Below are 13961 nucleotides of genomic sequence, written 5' to 3' on the forward strand. Positions count from 1 at the left end.
TAATATTATTTCCTGTTTTGTATACATGCTTATCATTTTCCGAACGTCTCTAGTTGGACGTTCAAGTTGGTAATAAGTGGTATACTTTTAAATTGAAATGTGGGGTAGTATTATATTAATATATACAGACATTTCATTATGTGTTTTTAGAAGTTCGAGTATTGCCTTATTAATTTCGGGTACGCTATGGAAGGTCTGGTGGCGTAGCGGTGCAAATACCCTGGTATATATTATCCGTACAGCGTTCTCTACAATAGCCTTATCCCTGGGTTTATATGTTCTTGTGGGCAATACTGCGGTTTCATAATATTCCGCAAAATCAGAGAAGGTCTCGTTGACCTTGGGTTCATAACGACTCCCCTTGGTTACGGCGGATTTCAGGTTATCGGGTACCAGGGCATTGGGCACCCCACCATAAAACCAAAGTGCATTCTCAACGCTACGTATAAAATCTTCTTTCTTCTGGCTTGGCGAGGCTTCCACATACGTGTATTGGCTACTGCCCAGAACGCACACAAAAACTTCCAGATCTTGCAGTTCTCCTGTGTGACGATCTACAATGCTAAGTTTCTTACCGGTGTAATCGATGAACAGCTTATCGCCAGCCTTATGGGTAAGGTGCATCACCGGTGATACCTCCTTAGTCCATTGATGGTACCAGTATTTAAACTGGGATAACTTAAAGCCATCAGGATGTCTCGCATAATACTCCTGCCAGAGCAGTTGCCTGGTTACCCCCGTCTTACGCAATTCCTTATCAAAATAGGGAAAGTACTTCTCCAGGGTCAACAATTGAGCGCTCTTTGGCTTTTGATCTGACTTAAAAAGTTTGTGTAACTCTTCAAGGGTCATTGCAGAGACCTCGTAGCTTGTAAACTGGTAACGCTGAAAAAAGGCGATGTATTTAGTGATGGTATTACGTGATAACCCCAAGCTCGAACTTATCTGGCGTTTACTGACGCCCTGGCTGTACAACTTAAAAATCTGTTTTACTTTTCGCATATCTATCTGTTTATTGGCCATGGTCTTTTTTACAAAAAAAGACATTTGGCTCCTTACAAATAGAATCGATTTTTTAGTGGTTCACTTTACTCCGGCTAAAGTGGTTCAGTTTGACCCGGCCAAGGTGGTTCACTTTAATCCGGCCAGGGTGGTATACTATGACCGTTTTTTGCACTAACTCTAATGGCAAGAAGTTAATACTATGCTAATCAAGGCCTCTATTTTTACCTAATTCTTTACATTTGCATCGTGCGCGATTTAATTTTGTGCGATTAAAATATAAGGAATGAAAGGAAACGTTGAAACAACACTAACGCAAAACATTTTTAGAATCTTACTAGCCTTGTTTATGACGTATGCAGGCTTTAGCCACTTAACCTTTAATAGAATAGAATTCCAGGCTCAGGTGCCAGATTGGCTTCCGTTAAGCAAAGATTTAGTAGTTATTTTATCTGGATTAGTTGAGATGGCATTAGGCCTCGCTCTATTATTTTGGAAAAAGCAACGTGCTACCATTGGTTGGGCATTAGCGATTTTCTTTGTTCTTGTTTTTCCGGGTAACGTTGCGCAGTATTTAGACGGAAAAGATGCTTTTGGCGCTTTAGATTCAGATAGGGCAAGATTAATACGGCTTTTCTTTCAACCGGTGCTCATAGCCTGGGCACTCTGGTCATCTGGCGCGTGGAGAGCCTGGAGAAACTCAAAAAATAAATAGTATGGACAATCAGCAACTTAAATTGAACAACCAGATCTGTTTTCCTATTTATTCGGTTTCCAGACTAATAACGAAAGCTTATAAGCCCTTCCTGGAAGAAATGGGTTTAACTTATCCTCAGTATTTGGTTTTATTGGTATTGTGGGAAAACGATAATATAGCGATGAATAAAATTGGAGAAAAATTATTGCTAAACACCAATACCCTTTCCCCGCTTATTAAACGGATGGAGAAAATGGATTTGCTGCAGCGCAAACGCTCTAATAAAGATGAAAGAAGTGTATTTATTCAGCTTACGGAAAAAGGAAAAAAGCTAAAAAATACTGCGATTCCAATTCCAGAGAAACTTCTAAATACTTTACTGACGGAAGATGTAACCCTAACAGAAATAATGCTTCTAAAGGATACCCTGAATAAATGGTCTGATATTCTTTTAGACAGGCAAAATGATAAATAATATAGTAACTTACTGATAAATAAATTTTTAACATCGAGAATAACGAGAGTATTCGAATTTTGTTTCGAAAATCTATTTTTTCAATCGAAGCAAATATTGAAACACCTAACTCTCGATTATCGAATAAAAAACAATAGATATGAAAGCACTACAGATAGTAAAATACGGAGAAATTAAAGAAAGTTTATCGATTAATGAGATCGAAAAACCAACGATACAATCAAATGATATTTTAGTTGAAGTCAAAGCTGCTTCCTTAAATCCTATTGATTATAAAATGGCACAAGGTCATTTAAAAGAACTGCTTGATTTGAATCTACCGGTAACCATTGGCTTTGATGTTAGCGGCGTGGTTGTGGAAAAAGGCAATGATGTTACTGGTTTTGAGGTCGGAGATGAAATTTACGCCAGGGTGCCACAAGAACAAATGGGTACCATAGCAGAATTTGTTACAATTAATGCTGATAAAGTTGCTAAAAAGCCAGAAAATATATCTTTTGAAGAAGCTTCTGGATTACCGTTAACAGGGCTCACCGCAATCCAGGCTTTAGAAAAAGCAGGGCTAAAAGAAGACGACAGGATTCTTATTCACGCCGGCTCCGGTGGGGTGGGGAGTTTTGCCATTCAGTACGCCAAAGCAAAGGGAGCTATTGTTTATACCACCACCAGTAGCAAAAATGTAGATTGGGTGAAAGCCCTTGGAGCCGACCGGGTGATAGATTATAAAGAAGAAGATTACAAAGAAGTTGCGAATAACCTGGATATAGTTTTTGACACTTTGGGAGATGATTATACGTTTGATGCCTTCAAAATAATTAAAAAAGGCGGAGTTGTAACTTCAATCGTAGGTCCACCAGACGAAGAATCGGCCAAAATTATGGGGATACCAGATTATAAATTACCGGAACAATTATCCAATCTTATTGAGGAAAAATCGATAGCCTATAAGCATACCTGGATGCAGCCTAATGCTGCCCAGTTGAAGGAAATCAAAACAATGGTAGAAGAGGGAAATATCAAGCCAACAGTAGACCTTATTTATGAATTCGAGGATGGAATTGATGCCTATGAATACCTGGCGACGGGAAGGGCAGAAGGAAAAGTAATTATTAGCTTATCCTAAGCTGCTTAAAATTAATTAAGATTATAAATAAAAAAGAAAAAGATTATGAGTAAAAAGAAAAATGTATTAGTTGCCGGTGCAAACGGCAGCACGGGAAGAATCATTATCGATTTATTAAAGAAATCAGGTGAATACCAACCTATTGCGATGGTGAGAAAGCAGGAGCAAAAAGAGCATTTTGAAAAAGAAAATGTAGCTGCTGTGCTGGCCGATTTAGAAGGAGATTTGAGCAATGCTTTTAAAAATGTGGATAAAGCAATTTTTGCAGCCGGCTCTAAAGGAAAAAATGTAGAAGGAGTTGATCAGGAAGGAGCAAAAAAATTTACAGATGCGGCTAAGCGTGCAGGAGTTGAAAAATTTGTAATGCTTAGCTCTATGGGAGCAGACAATCCCAGTATTAGTGAAGATTTGGAAGACTACCTAAAAGCAAAAGGAAATGCTGACGAGTACTTGCGTAAAAGTGGTTTGGATTATACCATTGTAAGACCGGGTGCTCTCACTAACGAAGAAGGTTCAGGAGAAATTCAATTAAAAGAAAAATTAGAAGAACAGGAGAGTATTTCCCGGGCTAACGTTGCTCGCACTCTTGTTGAAGTTCTGGACAGCGACGTTAAGCATAACCAGGTTTTTGAAATTCTGGATGGAAGAACTCCAATTGAGAAAGCAGTGCGTAGTTAAGAAGTTTCAAATATTTAAATGAATAAAGAAAAAATAAAAGATATGAAAGTACTATTTGTATTAACCTCTCACGACAGATTGGGAGACACAGGACAAAAAACAGGATTTTGGATTGAAGAATTCGCAGCACCTTATTACAACTTAATAGATAAAGGAGTGGATGTTACGGTAGCTACACCAAAAGGAGGGAAAGCGCCAATAGATCCCAACAGTGAAAGTGAAGATGCTCAAACCGAAGATACAAAGCGGTTTTATAAAGATGCTGAAACTCAAAAAGTGATTGAGAATACTAAAAAATTAGATACAATTAAAGCGGAAGAATTTGACGCGGTATTCTATCCTGGGGGTCACGGCCCGTTATGGGATCTTGCAGAAGATAAAACTTCTATTGCTTTAATAGAAGCCTTTAATAAGCAGAAAAAACCAATAGGTTTAGTATGTCATGCACCTGCAGCTCTTAAAAACGTAAAAAATGAAAACGGGGAACCTTTAGTGAAAGGGAAAAAAGTAACCGGTTTCACAAATACTGAAGAAGAAGCGGTGCAGTTAACCGAGGTAGTTCCATTTCTAGTAGAAGATATGCTGAAAGAAAATGGGGGAATTTATTCGAAGTCTGGAGACTGGGAAGTTCATGTCCTCAAGGACGGGAATTTAATTACCGGGCAAAATCCTGCATCTTCCAGTAAAGCAGCTGAAAAGTTGTATGAGATGCTTCAGTAAATTAAGCGCCCTTACTTTGAAACCTGCAATCTTAAAAATTGCAGGTTTTTTTTTTGAAACTTTTAATTTGATATAACCTTCTAAATCTATCCCAATATTTTAAAACATTCTTTTCGTAGGCTAATTATTTGATAAAAAATGGGTTATAGAAGATTAAATATTGGTGAGGGGACCTGCTTTAAGATTATAGGTGATTTTCTTTAAAAATTTTCAGCAAAAATATCCTAAAATTGAGGTCTCCGGGGAATATTCTGCTATTTTAGCGTTTTAAATTTTAAAACTACTATCATGAAAGAACTTGTTGAAAACATTCAATCTACATTTGAAAATTTCCAAACAGAAGCTAATGCGCAGTTGGAGTCTGGCAATAAAAGCGCCGGTACCAGAGCGAGAAAATCTTCTCTAGAACTGGAAAAACTTTTAAAAGAATTCCGAAAAGTTTCCGTTGCAGAATCAAAAAAGTAAAACAAAAAACCTCCTGAAAAGGAGGTTTTTTTGATTTAAAAACATTCTTTAAACGGAGTTGATTTCAAAACTTCATTAATCAAAAAAATCCCCTGAAAACAAGTTTCAAAGGATTTATTATAAAGTTTAATTAAGCCGAATTCCTAATAAGAATTGGCAATAATTTGCTCGTATAATTCTTGCTTGCCGCTTATTTGTTTTGGTTCGCCAAGCTCTTTAGCTATTTTGCTAATTTCTTCAAGAGAAAGATCTCCATTTTCAAATTTGCTTCCGTTACCGCTATCAAAAGATGCATAACGCTCTTTTCTAAGCTTTTTGTAATCGGTGTTTTGTAATACGTTATCTGCAGCGATAAGTCCGCGTGCAAAAGCATCCATACCGGCAATATGCGCTATAAATTTATCTTCAAGATCGGTAGAATTCCTTCTTACTTTCGCATCAAAATTGATTCCTCCACCCTGAATTCCTCCTCCTTCAAGGATTACTAACATAGCTTCGGTAATTTCATAAACATCTATTGGAAATTGATCGGTATCCCATCCATTTTGATAATCTCCACGGTTGGCATCAATACTTCCTAACATCCCGGCATCAACTGCGGTTTGTAATTCGTGCTGAAAAGTGTGGCCTGCAAGGGTAGCGTGGTTTACTTCAATGTTTATTTTGAAATCTTTTTCCAGTCCGTAATTCTTTAGGAATCCTATAGAAGTAGCGGTATCATAATCGTACTGGTGTTTTGTAGGCTCCATTGGTTTTGGTTCTATAAGGAAATTTCCTTTAAAACCTTGTTTACGGGCATAATCACGACAAGTAGTAAGAAATTGTGCTAAGTGATCCTGCTCACGCTTCATATCGGTATTTAAAAGGCTCATATAACCTTCACGGCCTCCCCAGAATACATAATTCTCACCATTTAAGGCAATGGTAGCATCTATTGCTATTTTTGCCTGAGCGCTTGCACGAGCAACTACATTAAAATCTGGGTTAGTAGAAGCTCCATTCATATAGCGAGGATCGCTAAACAGGTTGGAAGTTCCCCAAAGAAGTTTAATCCCGGTTTCCTGTTGCTTTTGTTTAGCATAGTCTACCATAGTTTCCATACGCTTTTCAAATTCAGAAAGCGAAGAACAATCGTCTACCACATCTATATCGTGAAAACAGTAATAAGGAATTCCAAGTTTTTCAATAAATTCAAAAGCCGCATCCATTTTATCTTTGGCACGATCTATTACATTTTCCTTTTTGTCCCATTCAAAAGTTTCAGTTTCAGCTCCAAAAGGATCTCCACCTTTATTGTTGAAGGTATGCCAGTAAGCCACCGCAAACCTTAAATGCTCTTTAAGTGTTTTTCCGGCTACTGTTTTATTTTCGTCGTACCACTTGTAGGCTAAAGGGTTTTTACTATCCCTGCCTTCAAATTGAATTTTATCTATTCCTTTAAAAAATTTGTTGTTACTCATAATTATTATTCTTTAATTTTAATATTCTGTTTCCATTCCTGGTAAATCTCCTGGTACTGCTTACTTAATTTGGGATCAGGCTCCATTCTTTCCAGGCATTTTAAACTTGTAAATGCGTCGTCAAATTCTTTATAAAATCCATAACCTACCGCGGCACCACGGGCAGCACCTTCTGCACCAGATGTATTATAAAGTTCTAAAGTAGTTTGGGTGGTATTGACAAAAATTTCTCTAAAAACCGGACTTAAAAAAAGATTGTCTTTCCCGGCTCTTACCACTTTTCCTTCCACACCTATAGATTGCATTACCTCAAAACCGTAGTTCATAGCAAAAACAATTCCTTCGCAAGCAGATCTTATAAGATGAGCCGGTTGGTGAATGTTATAATTAAGATTCTCTATACCAGAATTTACTTCTTTATTGCTGAAAATTCGTTCTACACCATTTCCAAAAGGGTAGAAGCGAAGACCTTTACTTCCTGGTTCTACCTTAGCAGCTTCTTCGTTTAATTTTTCATAGGGAATAAGTTCTTCCCTGCCCACTGAAATTATTTTACGTAACCATTGGTAAAGAATTCCTGAACCGTTGATGCATAAAAGAACTCCGTTGTGTTTAGCTTTTTCGGTATTATTTACGTGTAGAAAGGTGTTTACCCGGCTTTCTGGATCAAACGTGTTTTCAGCACTCACGGCGTACATCACTGCTGAAGTTCCTGCTGTTGTAGCAATGTCTCCCGGCTTTAAAGCGTTAAGCGAAAATGCATTGTTGGGTTGGTCTCCGGCCCTGTAATTGATTTTTGTGTCGGGATCAAGTCCAAGTTCATTTGCAATAGCTGAACTTACCGTGGCCTGATCTCCAAAGCTCGGAACAATTTCTGGGATAAAATCTTCTGAAAGTCCCATTTTATCCAAAACTTCAGTGGCTAATTTTCCTTTAGAGAAATCCCATAAAGCGGCTTCAGATAAACCTGAAGTGCTTATTTGAGGAGTTTCAGAAAGTTTTGCCGCGATATAATCTCCCGGCAACATCATAATAGAAGCTTTCTTGAAGTTTTCGGGTTCATTTTCTTTTACCCATTTCAGTTTAGATGCAGTAAAATTCCCCGGGCTACCCAAAATCTGATTTTTACTAATTTCTTCACCAATGGCTTTATAGGCTTCATCTCCTATTTCTACGGCGCGACTGTCGCACCAAATAATTGAAGGCCTTACCGGGTTAAGTTTATCATCGGTTAAAACGAGCCCATGCATTTGGTAGGCGATACCAATTCCTTTAATTTTTTTAAGGTCTACGCCTTTTTTATCTCTAAGAATGCTAAATCCTTTCTTTACATTTTCCCACCAATCTTCTGGATTTTGTTCGGCCCAGCCAAATTGTGGGGCGGCGATCTCCATTTCAAATTCGGGAACTTTAGCCGAGGCTATAGTTGTCCCTTTTTCAGCATCGAGTACCGATAATTTGATTGAAGAACTTCCTAAATCTATTCCTAAAAAATACATACGTTAATTCTTGATTTATTTTATTTTGAGATCCAAATGTTTTCCATTTCCTCAAGTGTTTTCTCTTTGGTTTCCGGTACGAATTTCCATATAAACAAGCCAGAAAGGATCGCCATTATTCCGTAGATCCAGTATGGAAAACCATTGTTGAACATCGCTACCAAATCTGAATTATTATTCATCATTGGGAATGTCCACGATACCACCAGGTTAGCAAGCCATTGCACGGCTACAGCTACTGCCATAACTCCTTTTATTGAATTTGGGAAAATTTCAGATAATAATACCCAAACTACAGGACCCCAGGACATAGCGAAGGCTGCGATGTAGAAAAGCATAAACATTAGCGCCGTAATTCCTGTGGTTTCAAGGTAAAGTGCGAATCCAAGGCCAATCATACTCAGCGCCATAACAGCACTACCAATCATCATTAATTTTTTACGGCCAAACTTGTCTACGGTAGAAATTGCCACTACTGTGAAGATCATATTAATGGCACCAACAATTATGGTTTGCAGCATAGAAGCATCGGTTTCCATGCCCATTCCTCTAAAAATTTCGGGCGCGTAGTATAGTACCACGTTTATACCCACAAATTGTTGAAAAATAGATAAGAGTAAACCAATTACAACCACGGTTCCGCCAAAATAAAGCCAGTGGGCCTTTTTCTTGCCAAAAGACTTTTTAATTTCTTCTAACACACCCGGTGCTTTTTCGGGGCCATTTAAATTAGAAAGAACTTTAAGGGCATCCTTTTCATTGCCTTTCATTACCTGGAACCTTGGGGTTTTAGGCACTAAAAGTAAGGCCAGGAAGAAAATAGTAGCGGGAATTCCTTCAGAAAGGAACATATATCTCCAGCCAGAAGTGTTTATCCAGCTTTCGGTTTGCCCCTGGACAATAAAGTAGTTTACAAAATAAACCACCATCATCCCGCTCACAATAGCTAACTGGTAAAAACTAACCAGTTTTCCGCGTATTTTTGGCGGTGCCATTTCAGCAATATAAAGCGGTGCCAGCATACTTGCCAAACCAACTCCCATTCCTCCTATAATTCTATAAACAATAAAAGCTGAAAGTGAATCTCCAAAGAAGATATTCATAGTATCGGGGTAGGCTGAGCCTATTGCAGAAAGTACAAACAGCATAGCCGCTATAAGTAGTCCGTTTCGCCTTCCTATGGAATTTGCAACGTTATCTCCAAGTGAGGCTCCAATAATACATCCCACAAGCGCACTACTTACCATAAACCCAAGGATGGAATTTTTTAAATTTTCGGTTAAAACCCCTGGCAGCGTTAAAAATTGAAAGTAGTAAACTGCTCCTCCTATAAGCACAAAAAGCCCAATAATAAGATAGGCTTTTGATTTACTGAAAAATTTGAGTAGAAATGAGCTGAATAAAACTACAAGCGCCAGCACACAAATACTAATAATTACTTTAAACTGAAAAATAGCAGCTATTGCAAGGTCTTTATCAGTTTCTAATGCTCCAATAAAATAATTTTCAAGAGCACCTACGGCTCCAGAAATTACTGCCGTATCATACCCAAATAATAAGCCTCCAAGACTTGCTACTATGGTGATTAAAACAATACCACTCTTATTTAATTTTGCCATTTACAGATGTCTTATGGTTTATTTGACTACAAGTATAGTTATTTTTTTTTATATTAGCAATTTACAAGGCTTAATTAAAGTAGGATAGTAAAAATAAAGCCTAAAAATTGTCTATATCTTTATAAAGATACCTATTGTATACACTTATGAAAAACCCTTTGCCATTTTTACCTACAAATGATCTTTCTGCAGCAGAAGTTATGAGTTCCATAACGATTGACTGTTGTGTATTTAGTTTTGAAAAAGGCTACCTGGAAGTTTTACTGGTACAACACGGCGAAGGTATTAGTAAAGGAAAATGGGGTCTTCCCGGTGGTTGGATTAAAAAGGAAGAAGATATAGATGTGGCTGCCGATAGGCTGCTTTCAGAATTAACCGGGGTAAAAGATATTTACCTGGAACAGGTTAAAACCTTTGGTAAGCCAGACCGATTTCCGCTGGGACGGGTAATAACCGTAGGCTATTACGCTTTAATAAATAGAGAAGATTTTAAGGTTAAGGCCGGTTTTACCGCTTCAGAAGCAAAATGGTACAGAATAAAAGATATTCCCGATCTTATTTACGATCATAATGAAATTTTGCAGTCCAGTTTAAACCGTCTACGCGGAAAAGTAAAACGCGCCCCTATTGGATTTAATTTACTTCCGGAAAAATTCACTTTGCTCCAGCTGATGCAACTTTATACTGAAATATTAGATGTTGAAATGGATAAAAGTAATTTTAGAAGAAAATTTTTAAAAATGAAACTTTTACAGGAGGCGGGAGGTAAACAAACCGGGGTCTCACATAGGGCAGCCAAACTGTATAGGTTTGATGAAGAAATTTACCAAAACCTTACCCGTAAAGGATTTAATTTTGAATTCTAACTTATTTATTATCGCTAAAACTTAAAAATTTTTATGAGGCTGGATCTAAAAAAGAAATTATTTGTAGTTTTATTTTTTGTAAGTGTAGGATATACATTTGCACAAATTAAATTGCCTAAATTAATAAGCGATAATGTTGTGCTCCAAAGAGATACAGAGCTTAAAATTTGGGGTTGGGCCGCCAATGGAGAAGTAGTAACGCTACAATTTCAGGGTAAAAATTTTACGGCAAAGGCCAATGAAAGTGGTAAATGGGAACTTAAACTTCCCGCTCAAAAAGCCGGAGGTCCTTATACTATGACATTTAATGCCTCAAATAAGGTGAAGGTGAAAAATATTTTGTTTGGAGATGTGTATTTGTGTTCCGGACAATCCAATATGGAATTACCAATGGGAAGGTTGGCAGATACCTATGCATCTGAAATAGAAAATGCCAATAATTCTAAAATCAGGCAATTTGAAGTGCCTGATGAGTATGAATTTACGGGAAAAAGTGACGATCTTTCAGGCGGTTCCTGGAAAGAGGTAAATAAAGAAAACATACTTGAATTTTCTGGAGTAGGTTATTTTTTTGCCAAAGCGATCTATGAAAAAGAAGAAGTGCCTATTGGGCTTATCAATTCAGCGCTGGGAGGTTCCCCGGTTTCAGCCTGGATGGATAAAGAAGCTTTAAAAGAGTTTCCGCAGTTTTACGAAGAACATTTAAGATGGGGGAATCAGGCTTTTTTAGATTCAGTTGTGAATGCTGAACAAAAAGCAATTAATAATTGGTATGGAGATTTAGATAAAAAAGATACCGGTTTACAAGAAGAATGGTTTAAGACTGATGTTGATAAAACATCCTGGAAGGAGATTGAAATTCCGGGTTTTGTTTCAGCAGAAAATAGAAATAATAGCGCCGGAGTGGCCTGGTTTTCAAAAACTGTAAATATTTCCCAATTACCTGATTCTGATACTGTAAAATTACATTTGGGAAGATTAGTGGATATGGATTATGCCTACGTAAACGGAAAGCAGGTGGGGCATACTGGTTATCAATATCCGCCCAGGAAATATAAGTTTCATTCAAAATTATTAAAAGAAGGAGAGAATGAAATTGTAGTTCGTTTGGTAAATAATGGCGGCCCTACAGGTTTTATAAAAGATAAACCTTATCATTTAATTGTAGATAAAGATACACTGGATATTGATGGAACCTGGAAGTTTAAGCTGGCAGCTACAATGCCAAATACCCCGGGACAAACCTTTATTAGGTGGAAATCTGGTGGACTTTTTAATGCAATGATAGCTCCTTTAACAAATTTCGAATTGAAAGGGGTTCTATGGTATCAGGGAGAATCTGATACTGATGATCCAGATCTTTATTCGGAAACATTTCCGAAAATGATAAAAAGTTGGCGTAAGCACTTTGAGGATTCCGATTTGCCATTTCTTTTGGTGCAACTGCCAAATTTTATGGAAGAATCCACAGAGCCACAAGAAAGTAGCTGGGCTAAAATGAGAGAAGTTCAACGAAATACAAACCTGAATGTTCCTAATACCGGGATGGCCGTAACTATAGACCTTGGGGAATGGAACGATATTCACCCGTTAAATAAAAAGGACGTAGGGAATAGATTAGCGCTGGAAGCTCGAAAACTAATATATGATGAAGATATTGTTAGTTCCGGTCCAGCACCTTCAGCCTGGGAAATTAAAAATGGAGCTGTTTTAGTCAATTTTGAGAATTTAAAATCAGGCTGGAAGATTAAAAACGGAGATCAACCTACCGGTTTTACAATTTCAGAAGATGGTAAGACTTTTTATAAAGCCAAAGCTGAGGTAATAGGTGATAATACTTTGAAAATTTATAATACTAAAATTAAAAATCCGGGTGTAGTAAGATATGCCTGGGCTAATAATCCCGGGAACGCCAATCTTTATAACCAGGAAGATTTACCGGCTGTCCCATTTGAAATAGAATTAACTAAAGAAAAATAATTAAAACTAAACTTGAGATGAAATTTTTTATTGATACAGCAAATTTAGATCAGATTAAAGAAGCGCAGGATCTGGGCGTTTTAGATGGAGTAACAACAAATCCGTCTTTAATGGCAAAAGAAGGTATTACCGGAAAGGATAATATTCTTCAGCATTACCTGGATATTTGCGAAATTGTAGATGGAGATGTTTCTGCCGAAGTGGTAGCAACAGATTTTGATGGAATTGTGCGTGAAGGGGAAGAACTGGCGAAATTGCACAAACAGATTATTGTAAAAGTTCCTATGATTAAGGAAGGTGTAAAAGCCATAAAATACTTTTCAGATAAAGGAATAAAAACCAATTGTACGTTAGTATTTTCAGCCGGGCAGGCTTTGCTTGCAGCAAAAGCTGGAGCAACTTATGTTTCACCTTTCCTGGGAAGGCTTGATGATATTTCTACCGATGGGTTAGACCTGATAGCAGATATCCGACTTATCTATGATAATTACGGATTTGAAACTGAAATTCTTGCAGCATCAATTCGCCACACTATGCACGTAATTAACTGTGCAAAACTTGGTGCCGATGTTATGACAGGACCACTATCTTCTATAGATGGCTTATTGAAACACCCACTTACCGATAGCGGACTTGCGAAATTTTTAGAAGACGCTAAATCATTTAATGTATAGATTATGGAAATTAAAAAATTAGAAGATTTTGCCACCCAGGTACGCCGGGATATTTTAAGGCAGGTTCACAAGGTGAATTCGGGACACCCGGGAGGTTCGCTTGGTTGCACAGAATTTTTCACCGCTTTGTACCAGGGCGGAATTATGGAACACAAACCCGAGTTTAATATGGACGGGAAAGACGAAGACCTTTTCTTCCTTTCCAACGGTCATATTTCACCGGTTTTCTATAGCGTTTTAGCCCGTAGCGGTTATTTCCCTGTAGATGAATTAAATACTTTCCGACTTATAGATTCCAGGTTACAGGGTCATCCTACAACGCACGAAGGCCTACCGGGAATTCGTGTAGCTTCAGGTTCCCTGGGCCAGGGAATGTCGGTTGCTCTTGGAGCTGCTCAGGCTAAAAAACTGAATAAAGATAACCACCTGGTATTTTCCCTTCACGGAGATGGTGAATTACAGGAAGGGCAAAACTGGGAAGCCATTATGTATGCTGCCGGAAATAAAGTAGATAATATTATTGCCACGGTAGACCTTAACGGCCAGCAGATAGACGGAAGCACAGAAACCGTTTTGCCAATGGGTAACCTAAAAGCTAAATTTGAAGCTTTTGGTTGGGATGTAATGGAGATTGAAGATGGTAACGATATGCAACAGGTAATCGATGGATTAACCGAAGCCAAATCCCGTACCGGAAAAGGAA

General features: G+C 37.8%; 14 protein-coding genes. 10 read left to right on the forward strand and 4 right to left on the reverse strand.

What is annotated here, in order from left to right:
• Positions 1 to 87: 87 nt before the first annotated feature.
• Positions 88 to 1047, reverse strand: coding sequence for an IS21 family transposase (istA, locus tag J0871_RS06555; RefSeq protein ID WP_346014333.1), 960 nt, complete (start codon positions 1045 to 1047; stop codon positions 88 to 90).
• 241 nt (positions 1048 to 1288) lie between these two features.
• On the opposite strand from istA, the gene J0871_RS06560 reads away from it, so the two are divergent.
• The 6 genes from J0871_RS06560 (at position 1289) to J0871_RS06585 (ending at position 5160) form a co-directional block, all read left to right on the forward strand.
• Positions 1289 to 1717 carry a DoxX family membrane protein gene (locus J0871_RS06560; RefSeq protein WP_208224324.1) on the forward strand — a complete coding sequence of 143 codons (429 nt, stop codon included), beginning with the start codon at positions 1289 to 1291 and terminating at the stop codon, positions 1715 to 1717.
• A gap of 1 nt (position 1718) precedes the next feature.
• A complete protein-coding gene (locus tag J0871_RS06565; RefSeq protein WP_075325778.1) occupies positions 1719 to 2174 on the forward strand; it encodes a MarR family transcriptional regulator in 456 nt (151 codons plus the stop codon).
• 139 nt (positions 2175 to 2313) lie between these two features.
• Positions 2314 to 3297 (forward strand): NADP-dependent oxidoreductase, encoded by a 984-nt coding sequence (locus tag J0871_RS06570; protein WP_075325779.1) that lies wholly within the window; start codon positions 2314 to 2316, stop codon positions 3295 to 3297.
• Positions 3298 to 3342: 45 nt separating this feature from the next.
• Positions 3343 to 3975: an SDR family oxidoreductase gene (locus J0871_RS06575; protein WP_208224326.1), complete on the forward strand. Its 633-nt coding sequence runs from the start codon at positions 3343 to 3345 to the stop codon at positions 3973 to 3975.
• 42 nt (positions 3976 to 4017) lie between these two features.
• Positions 4018 to 4695 (forward strand): type 1 glutamine amidotransferase domain-containing protein, encoded by a 678-nt coding sequence (locus J0871_RS06580; protein ID WP_075327897.1) that lies wholly within the window; start codon positions 4018 to 4020, stop codon positions 4693 to 4695.
• 288 nt (positions 4696 to 4983) lie between these two features.
• Positions 4984 to 5160, forward strand: coding sequence for a histone H1 (locus J0871_RS06585; RefSeq protein WP_075325781.1), 177 nt, complete (start codon positions 4984 to 4986; stop codon positions 5158 to 5160).
• A gap of 143 nt (positions 5161 to 5303) precedes the next feature.
• On the opposite strand, the gene xylA is transcribed toward J0871_RS06585, so the two are convergent.
• Genes xylA through J0871_RS06600 form a run of 3 tightly spaced genes read right to left on the reverse strand, consistent with a single transcriptional unit; the run spans position 5304 to position 9738 of the window.
• Positions 5304 to 6620, reverse strand: coding sequence for a xylose isomerase (gene xylA / locus J0871_RS06590; RefSeq protein ID WP_093303482.1), 1317 nt, complete (start codon positions 6618 to 6620; stop codon positions 5304 to 5306).
• Between the two features lie 5 nt (positions 6621 to 6625).
• Complete coding sequence (locus tag J0871_RS06595) at positions 6626 to 8119, reverse strand: FGGY family carbohydrate kinase (protein ID WP_208224328.1); 1494 nt, start codon at positions 8117 to 8119, stop codon at positions 6626 to 6628.
• 20 nt (positions 8120 to 8139) lie between these two features.
• Positions 8140 to 9738: a sugar porter family MFS transporter gene (locus J0871_RS06600; protein WP_208224330.1), complete on the reverse strand. Its 1599-nt coding sequence runs from the start codon at positions 9736 to 9738 to the stop codon at positions 8140 to 8142.
• Positions 9739 to 9884: 146 nt separating this feature from the next.
• On the opposite strand from J0871_RS06600, the gene J0871_RS06605 reads away from it, so the two are divergent.
• The 4 genes from J0871_RS06605 to J0871_RS06620 all read left to right on the forward strand — a co-directional run.
• Positions 9885 to 10604, forward strand: coding sequence for an NUDIX domain-containing protein (locus J0871_RS06605; protein ID WP_208224332.1), 720 nt, complete (start codon positions 9885 to 9887; stop codon positions 10602 to 10604).
• Between the two features lie 33 nt (positions 10605 to 10637).
• Positions 10638 to 12584, forward strand: coding sequence for a sialate O-acetylesterase (locus tag J0871_RS06610; RefSeq protein WP_208224334.1), 1947 nt, complete (start codon positions 10638 to 10640; stop codon positions 12582 to 12584).
• 17 nt (positions 12585 to 12601) lie between these two features.
• Positions 12602 to 13258, forward strand: a complete 657-nt coding sequence (fsa, locus tag J0871_RS06615; protein WP_075325786.1) for a fructose-6-phosphate aldolase — start codon at positions 12602 to 12604, stop codon at positions 13256 to 13258.
• Positions 13259 to 13961 (forward strand): transketolase (locus tag J0871_RS06620; protein WP_208224336.1); only part of this gene is annotated, 703 nt, incomplete at its 3' end. It lies immediately after the preceding gene.

This window comes from Salegentibacter sp. BDJ18, assembly GCF_017579965.1.
In the GTDB taxonomy this organism is placed as follows: domain Bacteria; phylum Bacteroidota; class Bacteroidia; order Flavobacteriales; family Flavobacteriaceae; genus Salegentibacter.

Coding starts and splice junctions, on each gene's coding strand:
- istA (WP_346014333.1), bottom strand. CDS start 1,047: ATGTCTTTTTTTGTAAAAAAGACCATGGCCAATAAACAGATAGATATG.
- J0871_RS06560 (WP_208224324.1), top strand. CDS start 1,289: ATGAAAGGAAACGTTGAAACAACACTAACGCAAAACATTTTTAGAATC.
- J0871_RS06565 (WP_075325778.1), top strand. CDS start 1,719: ATGGACAATCAGCAACTTAAATTGAACAACCAGATCTGTTTTCCTATT.
- J0871_RS06570 (WP_075325779.1), top strand. CDS start 2,314: ATGAAAGCACTACAGATAGTAAAATACGGAGAAATTAAAGAAAGTTTA.
- J0871_RS06575 (WP_208224326.1), top strand. CDS start 3,343: ATGAGTAAAAAGAAAAATGTATTAGTTGCCGGTGCAAACGGCAGCACG.
- J0871_RS06580 (WP_075327897.1), top strand. CDS start 4,018: ATGAAAGTACTATTTGTATTAACCTCTCACGACAGATTGGGAGACACA.
- J0871_RS06585 (WP_075325781.1), top strand. CDS start 4,984: ATGAAAGAACTTGTTGAAAACATTCAATCTACATTTGAAAATTTCCAA.
- xylA (WP_093303482.1), bottom strand. CDS start 6,620: ATGAGTAACAACAAATTTTTTAAAGGAATAGATAAAATTCAATTTGAA.
- J0871_RS06595 (WP_208224328.1), bottom strand. CDS start 8,119: ATGTATTTTTTAGGAATAGATTTAGGAAGTTCTTCAATCAAATTATCG.
- J0871_RS06600 (WP_208224330.1), bottom strand. CDS start 9,738: ATGGCAAAATTAAATAAGAGTGGTATTGTTTTAATCACCATAGTAGCA.
- J0871_RS06605 (WP_208224332.1), top strand. CDS start 9,885: ATGAAAAACCCTTTGCCATTTTTACCTACAAATGATCTTTCTGCAGCA.
- J0871_RS06610 (WP_208224334.1), top strand. CDS start 10,638: ATGAGGCTGGATCTAAAAAAGAAATTATTTGTAGTTTTATTTTTTGTA.
- fsa (WP_075325786.1), top strand. CDS start 12,602: ATGAAATTTTTTATTGATACAGCAAATTTAGATCAGATTAAAGAAGCG.